The organism is Polyangium sp. 6x1, assembly GCF_029946515.1.
Classification (GTDB): Bacteria; Myxococcota_A; Polyangia; order Polyangiales; family Polyangiaceae; genus Polyangium.
Genome location: NZ_JARZHH010000001.1, coordinates 20,358 through 44,978, shown reverse-complemented (window position 1 = coordinate 44,978; position 24,621 = coordinate 20,358). Strand labels below are relative to the sequence as shown.

Annotated in this window: 11 protein-coding genes; 8 read left to right on the top strand and 3 right to left on the bottom strand. The window is 65.7% G+C overall.

Annotation, left to right across the window (positions count from 1 at the left end):
• Positions 1–237: 237 nt before the first annotated feature.
• Positions 238–870, top strand: a complete 633-nt coding sequence (locus QHF85_RS00160) for a hypothetical protein (protein ID WP_281324933.1) — start codon at positions 238–240, stop codon at positions 868–870.
• 220 nt (positions 871–1,090) lie between these two features.
• On the top strand, positions 1,091–1,420 hold the full coding sequence (locus tag QHF85_RS00155; protein ID WP_281324932.1) for a hypothetical protein: 330 nt from the start codon (positions 1,091–1,093) through the stop codon (positions 1,418–1,420).
• A 444-nt stretch (positions 1,421–1,864) separates the two neighbouring features.
• Here QHF85_RS00155 and QHF85_RS00150 read toward each other — a convergent pair whose 3' ends face one another.
• Entirely contained in the window at positions 1,865–3,199 is a 1,335-nt protein-coding gene (locus QHF85_RS00150) for a hypothetical protein (RefSeq protein WP_281324931.1), read from the bottom strand.
• Positions 3,196–5,463: an AAA family ATPase gene (locus QHF85_RS00145; RefSeq protein WP_281324930.1), complete on the bottom strand. Its 2,268-nt coding sequence runs from the start codon at positions 5,461–5,463 to the stop codon at positions 3,196–3,198. The genes QHF85_RS00150 and QHF85_RS00145 overlap by 4 nt, the downstream gene beginning before the upstream one ends.
• A 185-nt stretch (positions 5,464–5,648) precedes the next feature.
• On the opposite strand from QHF85_RS00145, the gene QHF85_RS00140 reads away from it, so the two are divergent.
• Genes QHF85_RS00140 through QHF85_RS00115 form a run of 6 tightly spaced genes read left to right on the top strand, consistent with a single transcriptional unit; the run spans position 5,649 to position 21,713 of the window.
• On the top strand, positions 5,649–8,687 hold the full coding sequence (locus QHF85_RS00140) for a DEAD/DEAH box helicase family protein (protein ID WP_281324929.1): 3,039 nt from the start codon (positions 5,649–5,651) through the stop codon (positions 8,685–8,687).
• A gap of 3 nt (positions 8,688–8,690) precedes the next feature.
• A complete protein-coding gene (locus QHF85_RS00135) occupies positions 8,691–11,534 on the top strand; it encodes a site-specific DNA-methyltransferase (RefSeq protein WP_281324928.1) in 2,844 nt (947 codons plus the stop codon).
• Positions 11,531–13,759, top strand: coding sequence for a hypothetical protein (locus QHF85_RS00130; protein ID WP_281324927.1), 2,229 nt, complete (start codon positions 11,531–11,533; stop codon positions 13,757–13,759). The genes QHF85_RS00135 and QHF85_RS00130 overlap by 4 nt, the downstream gene beginning before the upstream one ends.
• 18 nt (positions 13,760–13,777) lie before the next feature.
• A complete protein-coding gene (locus tag QHF85_RS00125) occupies positions 13,778–14,776 on the top strand; it encodes a hypothetical protein (protein WP_281324926.1) in 999 nt (332 codons plus the stop codon).
• Positions 14,773–20,541 (top strand): DEAD/DEAH box helicase, encoded by a 5,769-nt coding sequence (locus QHF85_RS00120; RefSeq protein WP_281324925.1) that lies wholly within the window; start codon positions 14,773–14,775, stop codon positions 20,539–20,541. Before QHF85_RS00125 ends, QHF85_RS00120 begins: the two co-directional genes overlap by 4 nt.
• Before the next feature lie 2 nt (positions 20,542–20,543).
• Positions 20,544–21,713: a PD-(D/E)XK nuclease family protein gene (locus QHF85_RS00115; RefSeq protein WP_281324924.1), complete on the top strand. Its 1,170-nt coding sequence runs from the start codon at positions 20,544–20,546 to the stop codon at positions 21,711–21,713.
• Here the strand turns inward: QHF85_RS00115 and QHF85_RS00110 are convergent.
• Entirely contained in the window at positions 21,679–24,381 is a 2,703-nt protein-coding gene (locus QHF85_RS00110; RefSeq protein ID WP_281324923.1) for a hypothetical protein, read from the bottom strand. The genes QHF85_RS00115 and QHF85_RS00110 overlap by 35 nt on opposite strands.
• Positions 24,382–24,621: the final 240 nt, after the last annotated feature.

Below are 24,621 nucleotides of genomic sequence, written 5' to 3'. Positions count from 1 at the left end.
CTGGCCTCGTAAACGAAAAGGCGCCGTGTTCGGCCTCGGGCGGGTTTTCCGATAAACGGCCCGCAGAAGAGGGCGATGGGGGCGTGCGCGTTTGGGCAAGCACCTCTCGCTTCCATCGTCCTCTTCTGCCGGTCGTTTGTCACCGCTCCGAGCCGGCTGCGCCGCGCAGCGTTTCCCCATACGCGCACGCTCCACGCGACGCAGCCGCCTCGGGTCGGTGACTTCCTGGAGGTACGCATGAGCGTCGCACCGCACATGGATGACGATGACGTCGCGACGACCGTGATGGATCGCGCGGCGCTGCCACCGGCGAGCGGAACACGCGTCTCCGTCGCGCATTCAGAGCCGCCGCGCGATACCGTCGTGGACACGCCGTCGGCGTGGAGCCGTGCCCATGCCGCGCTCGGGGCCGCGCTCCGCAGCGTGCGCGAGCGCTTCCGCAAGGCCCGCCTCGCGGATCGTCTGCCCCCGCTTCCGCCACCGCGGTCCATGACGGCGACCCCCGTCTCGGTGGGCGCCATGGCGCATGACGAACGAGGCGAGCAACTCCTCCTCGACATCGTGCGCGCAGCGCGGCCGTACCAGAACGCCGCGGTATACGTCGCGAATTACGCGGTGGTACTCCGGAAGCTCGGGGACGACGCGTATGCCGAGGGGCTCTTGCACTTCGCGCTCTCGCGCATGCGGCCGGATGCCGAGGGGTTCGTCTCTATCGCACGTTTGCGAGACCGCCTTCCCGAATTGTCGTACTCGGGGACGCTCGTGCCGGCGCTGACTCGTTTGGAGGCTGCTGGGATTGTCATGCTCACGGGAACGACGGAGGGAGGCACGACGCGGGTCGAGCGCGTGCTGCTTCGGGTTCCCTTGTGATCAGGCTGCGCCCTGTCGCCTTCGGTTACGATCTACAATGGCGGGGCAGATCATCGGCCGCATCAAACGGAAGAGCGAAGGGTGGCGCGCGCTCTGTACGCTCGTGATTCCAGGCGTCTTTCGCGGAGCCACACACGCAACTTGCTGCTGCTGCGCGCAGCTCATCCGATTCGTGAAGAATGACCCCGATCTCGCCAAGCTTTTCGAGGGAGGTTGACGCATGGAAACCGAGCTTGCTTTCGCCAGCGATGGCACGATGTACGTCCGCTTCGAGGACGCTCCGCCTGCAGGCCGACACGTTTTCGTCGGCTATGCGCTGACCAGTGAGGAACGAAAACAGTACGGCATCGGCGGCTTGCTCCTTTGGGCTTGCCTCCAGCGGCTCGCTCTCGGTAGCGACGGATATGTGTATGTCGAGGAGGGGGCGATCGATCCTGAAGGGCGCAAAGAGTTCAGTGGTTACGCCCTCACCGACAAGGAAGCCGCGCGCATCGTTCAGGAACTCCACCGCACGGCGTTCAATCTGACGCTCGCAGCGCGAGCGAAGTAGGCGCCGAATGGCCATCAACGATCACACGATCGCCGTGCCACGCAGCTGTCGGGGCAAATGCCGAGCACCCCACGGACAAACATTCGTGCGAGCCCCCTCGGAAGCGAGGGGGCTCGCGGTAGGTTAGAGCACCGTCGCTTCATGGTACGTAGAAGCTTGGCGACGGCAGTACGCGTGCCCCGCGGGCTGGGACAACGGCGAGCGGTTCGTCGTTTACGAGGTGACGAGCGAGCGGCAAGGCTGGATCGAACGACGTGAGTGCACAGCATGTGCGTGCAGCGCGCCCGTCGGCACGTTCGAGGATGCCGCGTGTTCGAAGCTCCTCTCGGACGACCCGATCGCGTCCTTCAGCGAGCAGTGCACCAACGTGCTCCCCGCAGGCCTTCCGATCGGCAGCAAGGAGATCACGCCGCTACATTGTCCAAACGGACCAGCCCCGCCAGTTCAAATCGCCCGAAGAAGCGTCTTCTCGCGCGTATCGAAAACCAGCCCATGAGCGAGCGCTTGCCTCTCCCGCGCAGTGCCCCGTCCCCCGGCGATCACCCGATCAAGCTCCCCGAGATGAACCGGTTGCAGCACGATCGACGCCCGATCCCACCCGCCCAGCGGCTCGCCGATCTCGATCCGGGCCGGTTGCGCCTCGTTCGCCGTCGTCGGGTACAGAATCGTCGCCCTCCCACCGCGCGGCTGGCTGAGCGCATACAGCGCCAGTTGGTACAACATATCGCGTGGCAGATCCCGCTGCCACAGGTCACGGTACTTCGCGTCGAGCAGCAACAGCTTTCCGTCGGGCGTCTTCACCGCGAAATCGGGTCTCGGTCGCGGGGATCGCCGTCGCTTCGGGTTTTCTCCTGGCGCGTAGCGCATCAGATCCTCGAGTGCCTGCTCCTCCACGACCTGGCAGTCTTGCAGGTTCACCCCGAGAAATCGGCCCAGGAGTCGCTGGAAGAATCGATTCATGTCCAGCAAAAATCCCGGGAGCACGAGGGGCTCTTCCGTGTCCTCCAGCGCCGGCGCCTCGCCATCGAGCAGGAGCCCGATGATCGTCAAGGCCGGCGCGTACGCGGCTGCCATTCGATCGAGCCCCTGCTCGGCCTGCGCGACGAACTGCCGGTGCAAGGGGCGCGCTCGAACCGAGACGGCGAGGACATCGGCGAGCCGCCGTAGCTCGACCTTCAATGCAGGATTCAGGGCCATCCCCGCAGCGAGGTGGAGCCCTCCGAGGAGCACCTGGTTCAACAGACAATCCGAAAGGCGCAGGTGGTGCCTGCAGGGCAGGCTCCCGCGGATCACCCCGCCTTCCCGGGCGATCCGGCTCATGTCGATGCGTCCGCGCGGACTCGAAAGCGACTCGTCGATTGAAACGTACCGTCGATCGAGCCCTCGGGCGAAGAGCACCTCCGCCTCGGCGAGGAGCTGTGTCGGCAGGAGATCCTCGAACAGGCTGCCACCTGTCGAGAACGAAGCCGTGGGCATGGGCCTGAGATCACGGAGGCGGTAGGCGTAGCGGAACAGACGCGCAAAGAGCTCGCCGCCGAGCTTCGGCGAGATGTTCAGGGTCAGCGTATCGAGGCGGATCTTGCCGACGTACGATGTCGTCTCGATTTCGAGGCCTCGCGCGAGCTCACGCACGACAAGCACACGCTCCCTCGCGAGCCGCGTGACGAGCGCCCGATCGGAAGAGCTCGACAGGCGGAGACCCGCGAGCGGATCGTCGGGGGCCTCTCCGGGCGCTCGACGCTCCCACTCCTTCAAATGGACCGCAATCGAGCTGTTCACGACACGCCGCCCGCTTCGTCCTCGTCCTCCTCCTCGGTCTCTGGCTCCTGTGCGGACTTCGTGGCGGCGGCTGTCGTCTCCAGCTCGGGCGTCGGCGCGAGCAGCGCCTTGATCAGATCATCCTCGCGGCCGGGCCGGAACAGTGAATCATCGATCCGGCGACGCTCACGTTGTACCAGGCTCGGGCCGAGGATCTTCTCCAGTGCCTCGTAATCTTCGTAACAATACTCTTCGAGCAGCGGGATCAGGTCATCGCGCACGACCTGCGCGAGGCGCCGCATATCGAAGATAGGGCCGTTCCCGTGCATCAGGTACGTGTGTCCGACCTGCAGATTGCGTGCATCTCGCTTCACGTACTGGAGGATCCGCATATTGAGCTCGGTGAGCCACCGTCCGAGCGGGAGCCCTTTGATCACCGCGTCACCGAGCACACTGCCATCCGGCATGAGCTCGACGAAGCCGAACCGTCGACGCAGGGCGGCGTCGAGCAGGGCGATCGAGCGATCCGCGGTGTTCATCGTGCCGATGACGAAGACGTTCTCCGGCACGGCGAAGGGCTTGCCGGAGAGGGGCAGCGTCCCCTCCAGGCCGCGCTTGCTCTTCTCGAGCAGCGTGAGCAACTCGCCGAAGATGCGGGGGATGTCGCCGCGATTGATTTCGTCGATGACGAGGTAGACGTTTTTTCCGTGCCTGCGTGCCTCGTCGCAGAGCTGCTTGAACACGCCGTCGCGTCTCTCGAATCCGAGCGCGCCTTCGCGCTCGACCGGGCGGAAGCCTTCGAGGAAGTCCTCGTAGCCGTAGGCTGGGTGGAAGGTGCACGTCATGACGGCCGCCCGGAGGTCGGCCCTCTGCTTATCGGTCAGATCGTCGTGGGATCGCCCGAACCAGGAGCGCGCCGCGAGCTCGGTCGCCGTGCGGAGCGCCCAGTACGTCTTCCCCGTACCCGGCGGGCCGTAGAGGATGACCTGGCCCTTGCGCAGAAGCACTTCCTCGATACGGGCGGGCGTACCGTCGAGAGGCGGAGGCGGAGGTGGCTCAGGCGGTTTCCCGCCATTTCCGCTGCCGACCGGAATTTTGACTTTCTTCTGCACCCTGCGCTCTGCTTCGATGAGCACGGCCGGCTTCGAGAGCAGGTGGACCGTCGTCATGAGTCCATCCCGCTCTGGCATCTTCCACTCCTCGAGCGACAACCAATCGATCGGGCGCCGATGGCAAAACTCGCCTCCCGGCGCATACTGGTAATCGCCCTTGATTCTGCCAATCCCGAGGACCATTTCGCCGTCGGCCGCGAGCACCAGATCTCCCACGTTCATCGTCGCGACGAACTTGAAGATCTGGTTTGCGGCTCGTCCCAGGGCTCGCGCGTCGCCCGGGTAATGCTTTTCCAGCAGAGCCTTCACGCGATCCTTGCCTGCCTGGTTGTACTCGATAGCTGATAGATCCCCAAGCCTGGGCCAGCCGATCGCCACGAACTTGCCGTCGCGCATCGCCGGCCACTCGTCCCGTCGCTCCTTGAACGTCGTACCCACGCGGTAATACCAGTGGGGCGAACCATCCCGCTCGTTCAGGAGTCGCGACAGGTGGTTCAGCGGGATCCCGAGCTCGCGGGCAATGGCGACGAACACGCTAGCTGCGGAATAACGGCCTTCCGTGAGCGGGGGCTTCTGGAGCAGCTTGATGAGATGAAAACGCTGGTACGTGGGCGCGTGATAGTCATCAAGCACATCAGGGAAGAGCAAGCTCAGGTACTTGTGCCCCCAGGCCGTCTCGGCGATGTCGGGCGCGGCGTTGTCGACATCCTTCTGAAGTGCCTCGTAATCACCTCCACCACGCGTCTTGAACCGCTCCAGCACCTCGGCCGCGGCGAGGAGCTGATCCCGGTTCCGGCGCGCCATCGCAACCGCATCCTCCAGCGATAGCTCGTGCTGCTGCTGTGGGCTCCCGGTCATCCACTGACCCGTCTCTTTGCGCCGGTAGAGCCCGAACTTGAGCGCGCTGCCACCTGCGATGCTCCCGAAGATTGCCGGAAACTCGTCGTCGTTCTTGAACTCGAGCCAGTAGACGAGGCTGTCCTTGCTCCCGTGCGCGTGCAGCGTCTCGAGCAGATCGACGCCATCGAGCCGTCGCAGCGCCGCGGGGCCGAACTTCGCGGCGAACGTGTCGTAGTAGCGCCGGAGCACCACCTCGGGGTGCAGGGTGCCGTCTTCGAGGAGCCGTGCGTGCTCGCGCTTCAGTTCATCGGCGAGGGTCGGATCGAGGAGCATGGAGAGGGACGGTAACGCACAGGCAGGCCGGTTGGGAACCCTGCGTCTGTACCCTCGCTCGCGAAACCGTTGACTTGACCAACGTTTCGCAAGAGACTCCGTCCCCACGACACGCTGGGGGCTCCTGGTGTGGCGGGGCTGGATGGCCTCCTTGGGGGCCGAGCAGGCAAGGGCGAGGCTGGCCGGTGACGCGAGCGACGACGGTTTCCCGGGGGCGTGGACTCATCCCGAACCCGATCCTCAACACCCCCTTTGCCGAGCCCACGAGGCACTTCGAGTTCACTGCGGAGGGGATCACCGACACCATCGTCGAGGGTCGCCGGCCTTCGAGTTACTTCATCCCCATCCCGCAGCCGAAGAAGGGGAAGCAGCAGCTCGAGCTGAGCCTCGAGCCCGAGGAGCGGCACGAGATTTTCCTCGTGAACGGCCTGCGCGAGCGCGTCTCCAGGTGGCGCCAGGGCGGATATCTGCACGTCGAGCGCCGCACGAAGCACCTGCTCGAACACTGGCGGCGCGAGGAGCGGGAGCAAAAGCTCTTTTTTTGCCAGCTCGAAGCCGTCGAGACGGCCATCTACCTCTTCGAGGCCGCGCATGCGCTCGGCGACAAGTTCGGCGAGAACAGCCTGGAGAAGGCCCAGGCCGCGCACAACCCCCTCCTCTGGCGGCTCGCGTTCAAGATGGCCACGGGGAGCGGGAAAACGGTCGTCATGGCCATGCTCATCGCGTGGCAAGGCCTCAACAAGCTCGCCAATCCCGACAAGAAGTCGTTCTCCTCGAACTTCCTCGTCGTCACCCCGGGAATCACGATTCGTGATCGCCTGCGTGTGCTCGAGCCCCAGAACCCGGGCAACTACTATCAGGCGCTTGACCTCGTCCCCGCGGACCTGCGCGAATCGCTCGGGCAGCTCCGGATCGTCGTCACGAATTACCACGCGTTCCAGCTCCGCGAGAAGATCGAAGCGCCGAAACTGACGAAGGAGCTCCTCAAGAAAGAGGGTGTCCCGAGCCCGTTCACGGAGACCCCGGCCGAAATGGTACGCCGCGTATGCGCGGACCTCGATCCGCGGCACGACGTCGTCGTCTTGAACGACGAGGCCCACCATTGTTACCGGGGCAAACCCACCGAGGAGAAAATCTCCGGGGAGGACCGCAAGGAGGTCGAAGCGCGCGAGGAGGAGGCCCGGATCTGGATCTCGGGCCTGGAGCACGTCCACCGTCACTTCGGCCGCAAGGATGCTTCCCGCGCGGTCGCGACGGGAAAGGGCAAGCAGCGCGTCCGCGCCGTGTTCGACCTCTCCGCGACCCCGTTTTTCCTGCGTGGATCGGGCTACTCCGAGGGCACGCTGTTCCCGTGGGTCGTCTCCGATTTCGCGCTCGTCGACGCCATCGAGGCCGGCGTCGTCAAGGTCCCTCGCGTCCCCGTCTCGGACAACTCGCTGAAGAGCGAGCAGCCCATCTACCGCGAGCTCTGGCCGCACATCCGCGACGCGCTCCCGAAGAAGCGGGCCGCGAAGGACGCCGAGGGCAGGGATCCCGTCCTGCCCAAGGAGCTCGAAGGCGCGCTCGAAAGCCTCTACTCCAACTACGAAAAACTCTACCGACGCTGGGAATCCACGCGCGGCCCGCACAGCGCCGGCACGCCGCCCGTCTTCATCGTCGTCTGCAACAACACGGCCGTCTCGCAGCTCGTGTACCAGTACATCGCGGGGTACGAGAAACCCGGGCCCGACGGGAGCACGATCGTCGCGCCGGGCAGGTTTTCCCTGTTCAGCAACGTGAAGGACGGGCGCTGGATCGGGCGGCCCAATACCATCCTCGTCGACAGCGCCGAGCTCGAATCCGGCGGGGCGCTCAGCGACGATTTCAAGCGCATCGCCGCGCACGAGATCGCGGACTTCAAGCGCGAGTACCGCCGCATGCACCCCGGCAAGGACGCCGAGCAGATCACGGACGGCGACCTCCTGCGCGAGGTCATGAACACCGTGGGCAAACCCGGCAAGCTCGGCGAGGGCGTGCGGTGTGTCGTGTCCGTCTCGATGCTGACCGAGGGCTGGGATACGAACACGGTCACGCACATCCTCGGCGTCCGGGCCTTCACGACGCAACTCCTTTGCGAGCAGGTCATCGGCCGCGGGCTGCGTCGCATGAGTTACCAGGTCGACAAGGACGGCATGTTTTCCCCGGAGTATGCCGAGGTCTACGGCGTGCCGTTCCGGTTCATCCCCATGGGCGACGCGAGCACGCCCTTGCCGGACGACAAACCGCGCACGCACGTCCGCTCCCTGCCCGAGCGTTCGGCCGCGCGGATCACGTTTCCGCGGGTCGTGGGGTATCGGTTCGAGCTGCCGACGGATCGGCTCGAAGCGCGGTTCGGCGACGAGGCGAAGATGGTCCTCTCCACGCGGGACACGCCGACGCAGACGGAGCTCTCGTCGATCATGGGCGAGAGCGAGATGCACACGCTCGATCATCTGCGCTCGCGGCGGGAGCAGGAGATCGCCTTCTGGCTCGCGCGGCGCGTCGTCGAGCGGTATTTCCGCGACGGCGAAGACAGCCCGCGGATACTGCTCTTCCCGCATGTGCTCGAAATCGCCAAGCGCTGGCTCGCGGATTGCGTCGACCTCCACGACGATACGTTCAAGCAGCTCTTGCTCTGGTCGCAGCTCGGCTCGGATGCGGCGGACAAGATTTACCGCTCGATCGTCGCGGCGCACGAGGGCGAGGCGCGGGTTTTACCCGTGTACCATCCGGGCGGCGCGCTGGGCTCGACGGACGGGGTCGATTTCCTGACGGCTCGTCCGACCTACCTCACGCGGGCGGAGAAATGCCACGTGACGCATGTGGTCGCGGACACGGAGGCATGGGAGCAGAAGTTCGCGCAATCGCTCGAGGATATGGACGAGGTCCTCACGTACGTGAAGAACCACAACATCGGCTTCACGATTCCGTACAGCATCGAGGGCCTGGAGCGGCGGTATTACCCCGATTTCATCGTTCGCATGCGGCATCCTGCGCTCGGGGAATTCCACGCCGTGCTCGAGGTGACGGGCCAGCGGGAGCAGGACAAGGCAGCGAAGGTCGAGACGGCGCAGCGGATGTGGATCCCGGCGGTGAACCACGACGGGGCGTTCGGGCGCTGGGTTTTTCTCGAGATCACGGATCCTTACAACGCGAAGAACGTCATCCGGCAGGCGCTGGAGCGCCTCGCGGCAGGGAAGAGCTGAGTCATGGCGGGACGGAAGAAGAGCGGCGGGAAGGCAGCGGGCGATAGCGAGACGCCGATCGAGGCGCTCGAGCACAAGGACGCCCGGAAGAACATCCCGACGCGGGAGATGAGCGAGCTCGTCTCCGACGAGGAGGACACGCCGGAGACGATGCTCTACCCGCGGGATCCGACGCTGGATCCGCAGCTCGTCTGGAAGGGGAAGGACGAGCAGGATCGGAAGCCGCTGGCCGTGCCGGTGGTGCCGATTTATATCCAGGAAAAGATCATGCCGAAGGCATTGATCGAGGACCTGCGCGCCCGTGCCTCGGGCAACAGGCCGCAGCTCGACCTGTTCGGCAGCGCGTTTGGCGCGCAGCGGGAGTTCGAGGAGCAGATCGAGTTCTACAAGCACGACGACAAGTGGACGAACCGGATGATCCTGGGGGATTCGCTGGTCGTGATGACGTCGCTCGCGCAGAAGGAGGGGCTCAAGGGGAAGGTCCAGATGGTTTACATGGACCCGCCTTATGGGATCAAGTTCGGGTCGAACTGGCAGGTTTCGACGCGAAAGCGTGAGGTGAAGGATGGGAAGGCGGAGGATCTCGTTCGGCAACCCGAGCAGATCAAGGCGTTTCGAGACACGTGGGAGCTCGGAATCCATTCCTATCTGGGCTACCTTCGCGATCGCTTGGCAGCAGCCCGCGATCTGCTGAATGATAGTGGAAGCATATTCGTGCAAATCGGAGATGAGAACGTTCATCTCGTGAGGTGTTTGCTCGACGAGATCTTCGGATCCGAAAACTTCTGCTCGCTCATCAGCTACAAGACAACAAGCAGCCAGACATCGGCACTCCTAACATGCACTTCTGACTACATACTTTGGTATGCAAAGGAGAAGTCACAAGTAAAGTTTCATCAGCTATACGCCGAAAAGTCCATTGGAAACGAGTTGGGGGCCGAGTACGGGCAGATCATCAACATCGACGGTGATCGTCGCGCTCTCACTGCGGAAGAGCTGGAAGACCCCAGCAAGATCCCATCCGGGTGGTCACTCTTCCGCCCCAGCCCTTTGACCTCTCAAGGCTTTCGTACAAACACGACTGTGCCATTTCGGTATCAGGGTCGGGATTTTCACCCGGGTTCCAATGCGAACTGGAAGACGACGCTGGAGGGGCTCGACAGGCTGGCGAAAGCTGGGCGCCTGCTGCCGCGAAAGGAGTCGCTTTCGTACATTCGCTATATGAGCGACTTTGAAATTGCCGCGATTGGAAACACTTGGGAAGATACAAAGTGGGGATTTGACGCTCGCGAAAAGGTTTACGTTGTACAAACCAACGTGAAGGTGATAACGCGCTGCATGCAGATGACCACCGATCCGGGGGACCTCGTCCTGGATCCGACCTGTGGTTCTGGGACAACGGCCTTCGTTGCTGAGCAGTGGGCGCGCCGATGGATTACCATCGATACCAGTCGAGTCGCTGTTGCCCTGGCCAGAGCTCGGCTTCTTTCGGCGAGGTACCCCAATTACCTGCTCGCTGATTCGCATGAAGGAGTACGCAAGGAGGCCGAAATTAGAGGAGCGGCTCCGCTCGGTGGGGATGTGCGGGGGGATATTCGCGCGGGGTTCGTGTATAAGCGCGTTCCTCATATCATGCTCGGTTCCATTGCGCATGATGAGGAGATCGACCCCGTCCACGCCCGCTTCGAGGAAAAGCTCGAACCCCTCCGGGAAAAACTCAACAAGCTCTTGAAACAAAAGTGGCAGGAGTGGGAGATCCCCCGCGAGGCCGCCCCCTCCTGGTCCGCCGAAGCCAAAGCCTGCCACGCCGAATGGTGGCAACTCCGCCGCGCCCGCCAAAAGGAAATCGACGCCTCCATCGCCCGTCGCGCCGAGAGCGAGATCCTCTACGACCAACCCTACGAAGACCCGAAACGTATCCGCGTCTCCGGCCCCTTCACCGTCGAGAGCCTCTCCCCCCACCGCATGCTCGACGCGAGCCTGAAGCTCTCCCGGCACGAGTCCCCCGGCGAATCCGTCACCTCGTTCGTCAACACCATCCTCGACAACCTCAAGAAGGCCGGCGTCCAGAACACCGTCAAGAACGAGCGCCTCGTCTTTGAGCGCCTCAATCCCTTCCCCGGCGCCTGGATCCAGGCCGAGGCCGAATACAAGCACAAGTCGGGCGCGATCCGCCGCGCCGCCATCTCCATCGGCCCCGAGCACGGCACCGTCGGCCCCGAGCAGGTCAAGAAGGCCGCCGAGGAGGCCCGCAAAGGCAAGTTTGACCTCGTCGTCGTCTGCGGCTTCGCCTTCGACGCCCACGCCTTCGAGGCCGCCAAGGAGATCTCTCCCAACGGCTCCGAGCCGCCCCCCGGAAAACCCGGCGGCCCCACGCCCGGCGCGATCACCGTCCTGCTCTCCCGCATGAACCCCGACCTCGCCATGGGCGACGCGCTCCTCAAGAAGACCGGCGCGGGCAACCTCTTCATGGTCTTCGGCGAGCCCGACATCCGGCTGGAGAAGTCCAAGGACGGCAAGTACGTCGCCGAGATCCGCGGCCTCGACGTCTACGACCCGACGACCGGCGAGATCCGCAGCCACACGACGGACGACATCGCCTGCTGGTTCATCGACACCGATTACAGCGGCGATAGCTTCTTCGTCCGCCACGCCTACTTCACCGGCGCGAACGACCCGTACGAAAAACTCAAGCGCGCGCTCAAGGCCGAGATCGACGAGGAGACCTGGTCCTCGCTCTACACCACGAAGAGCCGGCCCTTCGATCCGCCGAAGAGCGGGCTCATCGCGATCAAGGTGATCAACCATTACGGGGACGAGGTCCTCAAGGTGTACAAGGCACCGTGAGCCACGGGCCGGAGCGGACACTCGAAAGCTTTCGCGCAGACGCGGCGCTCGTGCTCGCGCGGATCGCCCGCGCGCGGGGCATCGACGGATTGCGCCGGCACAACGTGCTGAACAAGCTCGTGAACACCCTCGGCGGCACGCACGCCGTGGAAGAGGCCCTTGCTGGGCCGATCGCGCTGCCGAACGATGCCGAAATCGAGGCGCTCACGAAGCAGGCCATCGCGCTGCTCAAGGAGTTCCCGCTGCTCAAGGCCAGGGCGAGCGCCGAGCGACCGCAGCTCGGCTTGCCGCTCGAACCTACGCCGCCGCCACCACCACCGCCTGCAGCTGCGCCGCCGCCCCCGCCTCCACCGCCGCCGCCCCCGGTCCCGTACACGATCCCGCTGCTCGTGGATCCGCTGTTCGTCCGCGAAATGACGAAGCCGCCCCCAGGGCCGAAGCCGCGGGATCTCGCGTCGGTCGAGGCCGTGGACAAGATCCTCGAACGACAAACCTCCGCCATCGTGACGTTCTTCGCCCCGGGCCAGGCGGCGGAGGCCACGGTCAAGGCGAGCGGGTGGAGCGCCCATTTCGAGCTCAATGAGTCGCTTTGCATCGTCACGAATCCGCTCGTCGGGTTGCCGGGGTTCGTCAAGACGCTGGATGTCGTCTCCGGCGAGCACACGAGGAGCGTGCTCGCGTCGAACCTGCGGAGCGGCAAGATGCGGATCGAGATACCTCCTTCCTCGGTCGAATATCGCTTCACCTCGGGCATCTACGACGAGGAGCTCGGCCCGGAGCTCGCCGCGCTCATGTTGCCCGGCTTCACGACCGCGCGCGCGACCGCGTTCCGCGTGGACGCGAACGGGGAAGGTCAGCTCCTCACGGGAGCGATCCTCTCGCCAGGACGAACGTACCGGATCCTCGTGCCGCCGGGATTCGAGGTCGACGCCGGATTCGTCGTGAAGGAATTGCCCGGAGAATGGCGCTGCTTCGAGCTCACCCTGCCGAAGCCCATGCCCCCCGAGCTCTCGGCGCGCCTGCTCCGCCTGAACCTCGTGACGGCGAAGACGACGCTCGACCTGGATTTCGTCGGCGTCGCCGCGCGGGAATATCGCGAAGGGCGCGGCGGGGAGCGATATGCCTGCTTCCGGCCCGAGGATGCGCCCGTCGTGCAGATCGGGGGCGTGGAAACGCACGAACCGGGCGATCTCGTGCTGTTCCTGGCAGGGCCCTCGGGACAGACCCGCCACGCCTTGCCTTCCGGGCGCGATTTCCTGGTGAAGGTCGGCCCGCTGCCGCCTGGCCGGTATGCGCTCGACGTGCTCTCCGTCCAGATGACGCGCGAGCCCGAGCGGCTGCTCTTCGAGGTGGATGAGCGCGCAGGCCGAGGCGCGGGATTGACGGGGGCCCAGGCCGTGGTCGAGCTCGGGGAGAAGCGTATCGCCATCGACGGAGACGTCGTCCAGGACGTCGACATGACCTTGCTCGACGAGGGCAACTTGCGGATTACCGCTCCGCCGCTTTTCCGTATCGGCGCGCGGTGGGAAGGCGAGCGCTCCCGGGTCTTGCAGCCGCTCTTCGCCAATCGTGCAGGCGTCGTGCCCGTCGCCGATTTGCTCAAGCAAGTCGAGGCGGATCGAGCGTCGGACTGGCTCGGGGATCTGTGGCTCGATTTCGGCGAATTCGGGCGTCTTCTCCTCCTTCATCATCGAAGGCCGAGCATCCACGCGACCTTTGGCGATCTCGCACGGCTCTTCGAGCAGCGGGCCCGGTCGGTGAAGACGACGATCGACGTCTCGTTGCTACGCACGATCTGGATCGAACCGATCTGCCGGCTGCTTCGATATCGCGTGGCGGAGACCCCGCCACTCCTCGACGACGGGGAAGACTTCCCGTTGCGGCCGCTCTCGACCCTGGTCCTGGATACCGCAGTTCGCGAGGGGCATGGGGTCACGGTGGAGCGTGTCGCGGCATTGATCGTTTGCCCCCGTGGCACGGATCTCGAGACGCGTGCGCCGGGCACGGCACGCGACGTCGGGGCGAGGCTCGCGCAGCGCGAGGGCCTCTCGCGGGTCGTCCTAACGGATGGTTTGTCCTGGGCGCTCTGGGAGCGAGGCCGCGTGTTCCCACGACCGCCCGTGAACTTCCTCGCCCTCTTCGAGGACGAGACGGGCGCTCGCACGGTCTTCAACGAAGCCCTCCTCGCCCGCTTCGAGGAATTCATCTACCAGTTTCACGCCTGAAAACCCGCGGGTACGACGATGACCCTCACCCTGCTTTCGCCCGAAGCGTACGAGACCCACGTCGCGGCTCATTACGGCGTTTCGCCGGGCCGCACGCCCGAGGTCATCGCGGAGGTGATGCGTGCGGAGCTCTTCGCGCTCGGGCACACGTTGCGCTGGGTGCTCGAGGCGCGTGTGCTCGCGCTGCTCTCGCGCTTCGGTGTCACGGAGGAGGACGTCGCGGAGACGCGGAGGACGCTCGAAAGCGTGGGAGACGTCGCCGCGGGACCCGGAGGCGAGGTGGCGTGGGCGCCGCTGCGAGCCGTCTTGCTCAGGCCGGGAAGGTGGATGATCGCGGGGACGCTGCCGTCGGGCGACGTGCGGACGGCGCTCGGCCTTTCGCTCGGGGGTTTGCCGAGGCGTTTGTCGACGGACGACGACGAGCGCGTGCGAAGGTTCGTCGAGGAGATGGGCGGGCGCGTGGTGGACGTGGCGCGGTGGGCAGGGCTCGATCGCGTGCCCGCCCGGGATCGGTTCCTCGCGGAGCTCGAGGCGCGGATCGATGCGGCCGTGCGTTTCGAGGATCGCGCGAGCGCCATCTCATGGGACGGACTCGAAGTCTTCGCGCCAGAGCCGAAGCAGACCCGCCCGGAGAAGTGGTGGAGAAGCACGCCGCTCGGCGAGCAGGCGGCGCTCGTGCGCGCGCGGCAGACGGGCGGATGGCGCGCATACGGATGGGCGCGAGTGGTCGGCGGAAAACCTGAGATCGTGCCGCTCTCCGGCGACGATGCGAGGCGGGCGACGTTCGTGCTCGCCGAAAAGGCTGGCACCCCCGTCCGTTTGTCCGCGGCGCGCGTGGGCTCGGCCCTGGAGATCATGTTGCCCGTGTTGCTTCCGTCCGCGGAATATCGCTGGCTCGCCGCCGTGGGCGAGATGCTGAGCGGCCCGAGGCGGGTACGTCTCGACGAACTAATGTTCCAGGACGCACGCGTGATGCTGGGGCAAAAGCTCGGCGTCGTGGTCGAGGAGGTCTCGTGACGACGTTCCGGATGAGCAAATATGCCGACGAGGGCGGCATTCTCCAGAACGTGGGGGACGCGGAGTTCCTCCAGCGCAAGATTCATCCGGATGACGTCTTCGATTTCACCGGCATCCGCTCGGCGACCCCGGCGTTTCTGGATGCGCTTTTCCTCGACGCGAAGTCCCCTGCGCTCGCCGAGTCATTCCGCGGCGTCGAGGGGCCGCTCTCCGACGCCCTACGCAAGTGGCTCACGCCCGAGCCGGAGCCCGAGCTCGCGCCCACGGCGCCGGCGGTGGTGACCTGGAAGAGGCCCCAAAGCCACGACGAGGAGGAGAAGTACACGCCGACGCGGCTCGCGCAGAGGCTCCGCCGGCAGCTACGGCGCTACATCGAGAGCGCTTATCCCCTGAGCGACGCGACCCTCATCAAATCCCGCCGCCAACTCCTCGAGACCGCCGAGCACGGCAAGCTCCTCGCGCAGGACCCCTTCGTCGAAACAACCCCGCGGTATCGGGTCTTTCGAGGCACGTACGGTGACCTCGGGTTGCCCGCCGCGACAGGGGCGCTCTTCACGCGGCTCTCGCAGGCGAGGACAGACCACGACGCGGACCGCACGCTGCTCTTTCCGAGCATCTACGACCACCAGGCCAAGGCATTCCAGGCATTCCTCGGCGAGGGCCGGGACCTCGTGGTGGCGACGGGTACGGGCTCCGGAAAAACCGAGTGTTTCCTCCTGCCGCTCCTCGCGCGCCTGTACGAGGAGGCCTCGGGGCGCCCGAAGAGCTTCGAGAGGAGGGCCATTCGTGGCCTCATTCTTTATCCGATGAACGCGCTGGTGAACGACCAGCTCTCGCGCCTGCGCCTGCTCCTCGGAAGCGCGGCCGTGATGCAGGAGTTTCGGGGCCTGGGCCCCGGCCGGCGTCACCCGCTGTTCGGCATGTACACGAGCCGCACGCCCTACGCCGGGCCGCGCGACGGGAGCAAGGACGGCGCGCGCGTCGAGCCGCTGCTGCGAAAATACCTCGAAATGCCGGAAGCCCTCCGGGCCGAGCTGAAGAAGCTCGGGCGATTTCCCGCGAAGGACCTCGAAGCCTTCCTCGCAGCCGACAAGGCCGAAAAGGCGGCGTACAAGACCGGGAAAAAGAAGGGGCAATCCTACACGAAGCACAAGTGGGACGAGCGGCTTCGCACGGGCCCGGACGATCGCGAGCTCTTCACGCGGCACGAGATGGTGCGTGATCCGGAGACGGGGCAGGGGGGCGCGCCCGACGTGCTCGTCACGAACTACTCGATGCTCGAATACATGCTCGCGCGCCCCTTCGAGCGGCCGATGTTCGACGAGACGCGCGCCTGGCTCGAGCAGCCCGGATCGCGGCTCCTGCTCGTGCTCGACGAGGCGCACATGTACCGGGGCGCCAAGGGCGCGGAGGTGGCATTCCTTCTGCGACGGTTGCTCTCGCGGCTGGGCGTCATCGACAAACCGGAGAAGATCGCGGTGATCTGCACGAGCGCCTCGCTCGGCGGCGGGGACGCGAAGGAGACGGCGCGGAGGTTCGCGGCAGACCTGACGGGCAAATCGCCCGACGGGTTCGAGGTCGTGTTCGGTGAGCGCGAGCGGCCCTCGCCGGTCGCTCCGGGAGACGCCGCGCTCGCGGACGTGCTCGCGCGCGTGCCGCTCACGGCGCTGACGGGGGATCTCGGCCCCGAGGCGCTCGTCGATGCCGTCGCGCCGGTCCTCGCTCACCTCGGGGACACGGATCCGTGCCCCTCGCCCGGCGAAATCCCCCGCCGCCTGTTGCGAGCGCTCTCGGGCAGGCCGTGGGTCAACCAGGTGATCGCCGCGACGTCGGAGCAGGCGCGCCCCCTCGCGGAGCTCTCCGACGTGGTTTTTCCGGGAAGCGCAGCGCGCCGCAAGGCCACGGAGGTGTTGCTCTCGCTCGGCACGCTCGCGCGCCGTTCGCCCGAAGACGCGAGCCTCTTACCGACGCGCATCCACCTCATGTTCCGCGGCATCGCGGGCATTTACGCGTGTCTCGATCCCCATTGCAGCGGCCGGCAGGAACGCCCGGGCGAGGAGGCGCCGCTCGGAAAACTGTTCGCGGCGCCCCGGGCTCTCTGCGACGCATGTGGCGCGCGGGTGCTCGAGCTCGCGTCGTGCCGCAACTGCGGAGGCGCGTACCTGCGCGCGGGTGTCGAGAATGGCAAACTCGATTCCGCGCGCTTCTTGTGGGGTGAAGCCGCTGGGGACCTCGATACGATCGAGATCCTCCCGACCCGCCCGCGCAACGAGGAGGGTGTGGAGGAAGCCGCGATTCACCTGACGACGGGCCACCTCGTCTCGCCGGCCGACGCCTCGCACGCGCGTGTGCGGCGCATCTGGCTCCCGCGCGATCGAGAGACGGGCCGTCGCCTTGGAAGCTTCGCGCGCTGCCCCCTCTGCCAGCCCCCTGGCTTGCCTCTCAACGTGCTGCGCAAGGCGTTCATCACGGATCTGCAAACGCGCGGAGAGCAGCCCTTCACTGCGCTCATCGAGGCGCAATTCGCGGAGCAGCCGCCGCAGAAGCGCGACGATACATTGCCGAACCGTGGCCGGAAGGTGCTCGTCTTCAGCGACGGGCGGCAACGCGCGGCGCGGCTCGCACCCGCGCTCGAGATGAGCCATTCGAGGGACGCATTCCGGCAGGTCTTGCTGCTTGCCGCGGGGGAGCTCGCGAAGATCGGGAGGCCGCCCGGGATCGCCAGCATTTTCCCGGCGCTCCTCAAGGTCTGCACGGAGCGCAGCATCGACCCGTTCCCTGCCGCCGACGAGACCGAGTTTCACGACGAGCTTCGCCGCGCGAAGGAGCATTCCCTCGAGACCTTGCTGCACCACAGCGCGCAGAACATCCTGCAACCGACGCTCTCGTACGCGAAGAGCCTCTTCGCGGAGCTCACCGACCGTTACTTCTCGCTGCAGGCCATGGGCCTCGCGACGGTCGAGGAGGAGCCCGCCGTCGATTACATCTTCGACGACTTCCCGGACGTGGGCTTCTCCCACGACGAGGTGCGGCGCATGTTCCGCGCCTGGATTCGCGTGCAGCTCGAGCGCCGATGTTTCCTGCCGCCGGGCGCGAGCCTGAGCCAGCTCGGCGACCCCTGGGAGCGGCCCGAGGGCATCCGGCTCGACGCGAAGAACGACCTCGTACCCATTCGCTTCGCCGAATGGTTGAACGAGACCATCGGCGAGGAGGGCGCGAGGAAGGTGACGGCATGGTTCGTCACGCTCGCGAGGAGCAAAGGGTTCCTCCTGCTGCTCAACGACGCCTATTACTTGCAGCCGAAGCTCTTGATCCTGCGCCCGCGCATCCACGAGCGCTGGTCGCGCTGCACGAGCTGCAGCCGGCTCGACGTGCACGTCGTCCGTGACCGATGCACGGAATGCCGCGGAAAGATGGTCGCGGCAGACGACGAGCTCTACCTCGACGCGAGGTACGGGTTCTACCGGGATCAGGTGGAGCGCGCGCTTCAGGGCGACTCCGTGGAGCCGTTCGGGTTGACAACCGCGGAGCATACCGCCCAGCTCTCCAGCCTGAACGACGATGACGCCTTCTCGACGACCGAGAAGTACGAGCTCCGCTTCCAGGACGTGCGCGTCGAGGGAGAACCGCCGATCGACGTGCTCTCGTGTACGACGACTATGGAGGTCGGTATCGACATCGGCGCGTTGACCGGCGTCGCCTTGCGAAACGTGCCGCCCCACGTCGCGAATTACCAGCAGCGGGCCGGGCGCGCCGGGCGGCGTGGGCGGACCATCGCCTCGGTGATCACCTACGCGCACGGCGGCTCTCACGACGCCTGGTATTACGAGCACCCGGAGAAGATCATCTCGGGCGACGTGCGCCCTCCGGTGGTCTACGTGGAGAACCAGAAGGTCCTCGAAAGGCACGTCAACGCGTTTCTCGTCCAGAGGTTCTTCCACGAGAACGTCGCGCCGGGCGGCCGGTCGTACCAACTCTTCGCGTCGCTCGGCACAGTGAAGGATTTCTTGAACCCGAGCGAGCCCTGCTCCCTCGCACGCCTCGTCGTCTGGCTGCGGGAAAACCGCGAGCGGCTCCAGAACGAGCTCGTCGCGTGGATCCCGACCTACAGCCACGGCTTCGAGAAGAGCACGCGCGCCGAGCGCGCGGTCGGCGGGGCCATCGATCGGCTCATCGAGCGGCTCCACCGGGATCTTCCGGTGGAGCTCGCGGCACAAGTCTCGGAGCTCGACGAGGCGGGGCGAGCGGCGCTCGATCTCCAGCTCGACGAACAGCTCCTGCAGACGCTCATCGATCGGGCCATCCTCCCCCGTTATGCGTTTCCCACCGATACCGTTTCTTTTTGGGTGCCGGAGCCCCGGAGGCCCGGCGCGAAGGCGTGGAAGCGCAGGTTCGACTACAGCCCGCAGCGCGATCTCCAGATCGCCCTCTCGGAGTACGCACCAGGACGAACCCTCACCATCGACAAGTTCCGGTTCGAGTCGGCGGCATTGTACTCACCATACCCGCCCGGCGTGCGTGACGTGCTGGCGCGGGCGCGCGCGTATACCGCCTGCAAATCCTGCGGCTTCGTCACGCTCGATCGCGCTACCCGGGCGCAGCCCGCTTGCCCCGTCTGCCGCGAGGCCCAGCTCGCGACGCTCGATTTCGTGCGCCCAGAAGGGTTCGCCCCCGACGTGAACAAGGAGCGAGAGATCGACCGCGGCGGTGCGATCACCTACGCCGGCATGTCGACGCCGGCGAAGATCGAAGTGCAGTCCGTGAGGGAATGGGAAAAGGATCTCTACGGGGGTCGTCTCCGGCTCCTTTCCCGCGCCGAGACGCTCGTCGTGGTGAACAAGGGCGTGGGCGACCGGGGCTTCTACATCTGCCCCTCCTGCGGTTCGGCCGAACCGGTCTTCGGTCCGGGCTTCACGACGCCACGCCTCGTCGGAAAGGACGGCCATCCCAAGGTGCACAAGCACCCGACCGAGGAGGGCGGTCAATGCACGGGCTCCGCCGTGGGCCCGTTCTACCTGGGCCATCAATTCCCGACGGACGTGCTCCTCCTCCGCGTGGTCCTTGCGCCGCCCATGAAGTGCGCGGTGGACACGAAACACTCGGGGCGCGCAGGCGCGATGGCCTTGACGTCGCTCGTCGAGGCCCTGTGTCTCGCGGCGTCGCGAACGCTCCAGATCGACGAGGGCGAGCTCGCTGGCAACTGGAACCCCGTGCCCGGGGAAGTGACAAGGGAGGCGGATCTCTACCTTTACGACCTCCTCCCAGGAGGCGCCGGATACACGCACCAGGTGCGACGATTCATCGAGACCGTGCTCTTCGACGCCCGCGAGCTTCTGGCCGGCTGCGACTGCGCGACGTCCTGCCATCGCTGCCTGCGCCATTACGGGAACCAGATGCTGCACGGCTCGCTCGACCGGCATCTCGGTCTTGCCCTGCTCGAGTACGTACTCGAAGGAATCGAGCCATCGGTGACCGCGGAGGAGGCCGCCGTCGCAATCCGACCCCTCTGCGACCTCCTGAGGCTGCGCGGGATCCAATTCGAAACCGGAGCGACGGAGACAGCGCCCGTGCCGCTCCGTGTACGGATCTCGGGCGACTGGGTCTGGGTGGACGTCCATCATCCTCTGGTCGATTACGAAGTGATCGGTGCCCGCGTGCTCGACGAAGCCCAGGGTCACATGGTCCCCGTCGTGGCGCTGGATACCTTCAAGTTGCTCAACGATCTGCCACGCGCCTGCCGAGATCTGGGTGTGGAGAAGGGTTGAGCATGGACGCCCGCGCATTCTATCGATTGACGGCGCCGACGGAGTGGGCAGGTCCGCCGGAGACCTACAGCTATTCGAGCATGAAGCAGATGGCGGCATGCCTCCGCCAGTGGCAGCTCGGGCGATCCAGGTACGAGGCTCTCCAGCGCTACCCGGAAAGGCCGAGCGAGCCGGCGGATGTGGGAGTCCTGGTCCACGAGATCCTGAGCCAGCTGTTCCGCGCGATGGCGATCGCGGGATACCCAGAGATCGGCTCAGATGCCTTTCGCGCCGCGGTCGCGAAGGTGGACATCCGCGGAACGGCAAGCAAGCGGATAGCAGAGCTCGACCAACGGGCCCTATCGAACCCACGCGCGGCTGGCTTTCGGATTCAATCGACGGCGCACAACATCTACAACAAGATCGCGCAGGCATTCCGGCAGGAGTACATGGCCGTGGGGCGACAGGCGTCGACGCTCGCCCTCGGTCCGGCTCGAAGCGCCGACGTGGGGACGAGCGCGCTCTCGCGGCGCGAGGTGCTCGAGCTCTCAGGGATCCTCTCCGAGGAAGAGGTCCGGCACCCGTCGTTGCCGCTGCGGGGATTCATCGACTTGCTCGTGCGCCGGGGCGGCGAGACGACGGTCCTCGACTTCAAGACCGGAGCCCCGCAGCCGCAGTACCGGGAGCAGCTCCGGCTCTACGCGCTGATGTGGTGGCGAAGCACGGGCGACTTGCCGGCGACCATCGAGCTGCGTTACGGGGCGCACGTCGAGCGGTGGCCCTTGACCGAGGCGGAGCTCGTGTCGGCAGAGCGCGAGGTCGAGGAGAAGATATGGCGTTACCAGGAGGGGTTGTCGGCGCATCCGGCGGCGGCAAAGCTGGGGCCGCATTGCAGCGGGTGCGGGGTACGTCAGCTCTGCGACGTGTACTGGGAGTCGAAGGCGAACGGGGGAGGGGGGAAGGGGGCGCGAGTCGACGTGGAGGTCGTCGTGCAGAGCGTGATGAACCGCGGGGGGTTCATCGGGCGAGAGCCCGGAGGGCGCGAGATTGCGGTGGTGTGCGAGGAGGACGTCGCCGCGATGCACGAGCCTTTCGTGGTGGGGGAGCGGGTTCGGATCGTGAATGCGCAGCGGGAAGGGGATGGGCCGGCCGTTCAGATTACGAGGGCGGCCGAGGTGTTCCGAGTGGGGTAGCGGCGTCGAGCAACCGGAACACACGCGGTGCCTCGCTCCCTGCATGCGCGAGCTTTCGGGCGAGCCAGCGCGGCGCCCAGGAGACCCGCTCGACGCCGTAGGACTCGAGCATGTCGAGAAGGACACTCCAGTGCTTTGGGGGAGCTGCGTAGAACCAAATCCCCGCGGATTTGAGGTCATGCTCGAGGGCAGCTCGCGCTTCCGCGAGCGCACGTACTGGATCGAGCTCGAAGACACGGCGCGCCGCAGCGCTGCCGACGGAGTACAGATCGGACGTGAACTGCACGAGGAGATTTACATCGTCGAGCCCGAGGGAATCGATGAATTTCTCCGTTTGCATGGGTACCGCACCGGGAGTGGTGCCGATGCGCCTCGCGATTGCGTGCAGGACCATCCGCCGAAGGTCGTCAGGAAGGCTGCCGAGGTGTTCGACTTCGTTCATGTCGAGCTTTGCTTCGGCGAGATCCTGCTCGAACATCTCGCGTGGGAGGTGATGAGCGATAGTCTGGAAAAACCGTGGTGCGCGGCTCTGCTGCTGGAGGAGGGCCCATACCGGATGGCCATTGGCATGCGCCTTGACGTAGGGCCAGAGCTCGATGACCAATCGTTCGTGTAGCTCTGCGCCCTCGCCACGGACGATGTCCGCTAGCGTCTCACCGGCCCCCCACTGCGTGATCTTTGTGAAATGCTCAGGTCGTGCTTTGGCGCCGCACGGGAGGCCATCGATCACGAGCCAGGGAAGGAGAACGTCGGGCACCTGCTCCGGGGCCTCTTCGTCATTGCAGCGCCTCAGCACCTCCCTCGCGATCCACCCGAGATCGGCTGGGTTCTGCGCATGCCGAGGGAGGTGTCGAACGAAATCCCTGCTCCGGTAGTAGAGGTGTTGCGGGGCGCTCGCAAGCCGAAGATCGTCGGCCCAGCCGGGTAGCAACCAACGCAATCGAGGCGCCACGGAGAAGGGCCGTGGTACGTGCAAGCTGAATATCCACGCCTCGAAGGTGTAGAGGTCGTGCCAGCTGGAGTAAACCTCCATTCGCGTGAGCGGTAGTGGCGGAATCGTCGCTTCGACGTCCACGGCGCGGCGCAACAGAGCGGCCTGTTGTGCTCCAATCGCCTGAAGGATGGGCACATGTACGGAGGGCGGTTTCCAGCCCTCGATCATTCTCCGCGCAAACGCGGAAAAGAGAGCCTCGATCGCCGCGGTGGTCCCGAGGTCGATGCGGGGTACCGCGAGCGCCTTCGCGGCGAGCTCGATGAGAACGGGGGGCGATAGCTCGTCCAGCAGTTGATCCACCGCAAGTTGTCGCGATCGGTCCGCCGCAAGGAGGCCCCAGCGAGTTGCATCTCCGGCTCGAAGCTCGTTCGTCAAGGCGCGCCTCTCGAGCCCTCGCCGCACCCAGACCGGGTGAATGTCGAGCGAACCATTCGCCTGCGTATACAGGACGCCATGGTCGATGAGGCAATCGACCGTCTCTGTTGCTCGGCCTGCCGTGAGCGCCGTTATGGCCTCGTCGGCTCTTTTCTTCCTTGCCTGCGCAGTGCGTCCACGCGCGACCGCTTCCACCTGGCGTCGTATCTCGTCCGCGGGGGTGGTCGGTGCGGCATCGGTTGGCAAGAGCGCGAGCCATGTATCCCGGGGTAGGGCCGCGTTGGGAACTCCGAGGGTCAGGAGTCGTTGCTTCACGAGCGTATCGACGAGTCCACGCCCTTGCCGTCGTAGAAACGGGTGACGCTGCCCAGCGACATCGAGCAGCCGCCCGAGGAAGTCATCGGCGAGCGCATCGAGCTTCTCTTTCTGGCTAGGCGCGCGCCCGTTCCTATGACACCAGGCGACGACCGGGAGGAGCTCGCCGGGAGTAGCGAAGAGCTCGAGCTGCGGATCGATGTCTTCGAGCCAATCGAGCAAGCCGGCGACGTCGAGCTTCCCGGATTCGGGCAAGCGCCCCTGGGTCCAGCGGATCAGCCGCTCGCGCCATCCACGCTGCACCTCGAACTCGTGATCCGTCCAGCGATCCTCTTGCTGGGCCCCAAGTGAAGGTCTGGTGAAGGGAGATAGGATACAGGTATTCGTGCGCCGACTCGTGAGCTCGCGGAGCGCACCCGGATCGGTCGTGGGGTCAGCGAGCTCGACCTCGACGACCAGGGGCATAGCTGGCTCGGCGTTACGTGTTACCTCCAGGAGTTTGCGCGCCGTGAAGGCCGCGACGGTACCCGACGAGCGTTGCTTCAGGTACTCGATTGTGAGGGTCTTGCCAGCGCCGTGAGGTGCACGGAACCAGACGTGGACACCTTGCTGGAAAGCGTACGATGCCCTCGTCCCGAGCCACCCGTACTCGTCGAGGGCGCAAGGTTCCTCATTCCGACCCAGGGGTGGAAGCTCATCGAACTCGGCGAACGCGATCTCACTCGCCACCTCCCGCGCGGGGACGACCAGCTCCTCGGGCGCGCATCCGAGCAGATCGGCCAATGTCGCGAGCGCCTGGGGGTGGTTGTTCCACCACGTGGATTTGCCGCGCTGCAGATCCCCGAACTTGACTGCTATTGAGCTGGGCTGGGGCAGGTCATGCCTTTTTGGCTCGCGTTTCTTCCACGCATCGTGCACCAGCTGCCCGACAGTCCTGTTCGACAGTCCTTTCTCCTGCAGGTAGGAGGCGAGATCGAGCGACATGCCGACAGATTAGCGGAGGCACGATGGGTTCTGCAACGTTGCACGCAACGGATCGTGCAACGAAATGCAACGCTGGGTCGTGTTGCGCTACAAGAGCTTCGGCGTAGCTTGCTGCACGCGGGCTTCAGCAAAACCCGCTCAACGAAGGAAGGAGAATCATGGCGAAGAGAGGCAGCTACGCGCCGCATGATCGTCGCAGCATCCTCAAGCACCCGGGGAGGATCCTGCCTGCGAGGCGGA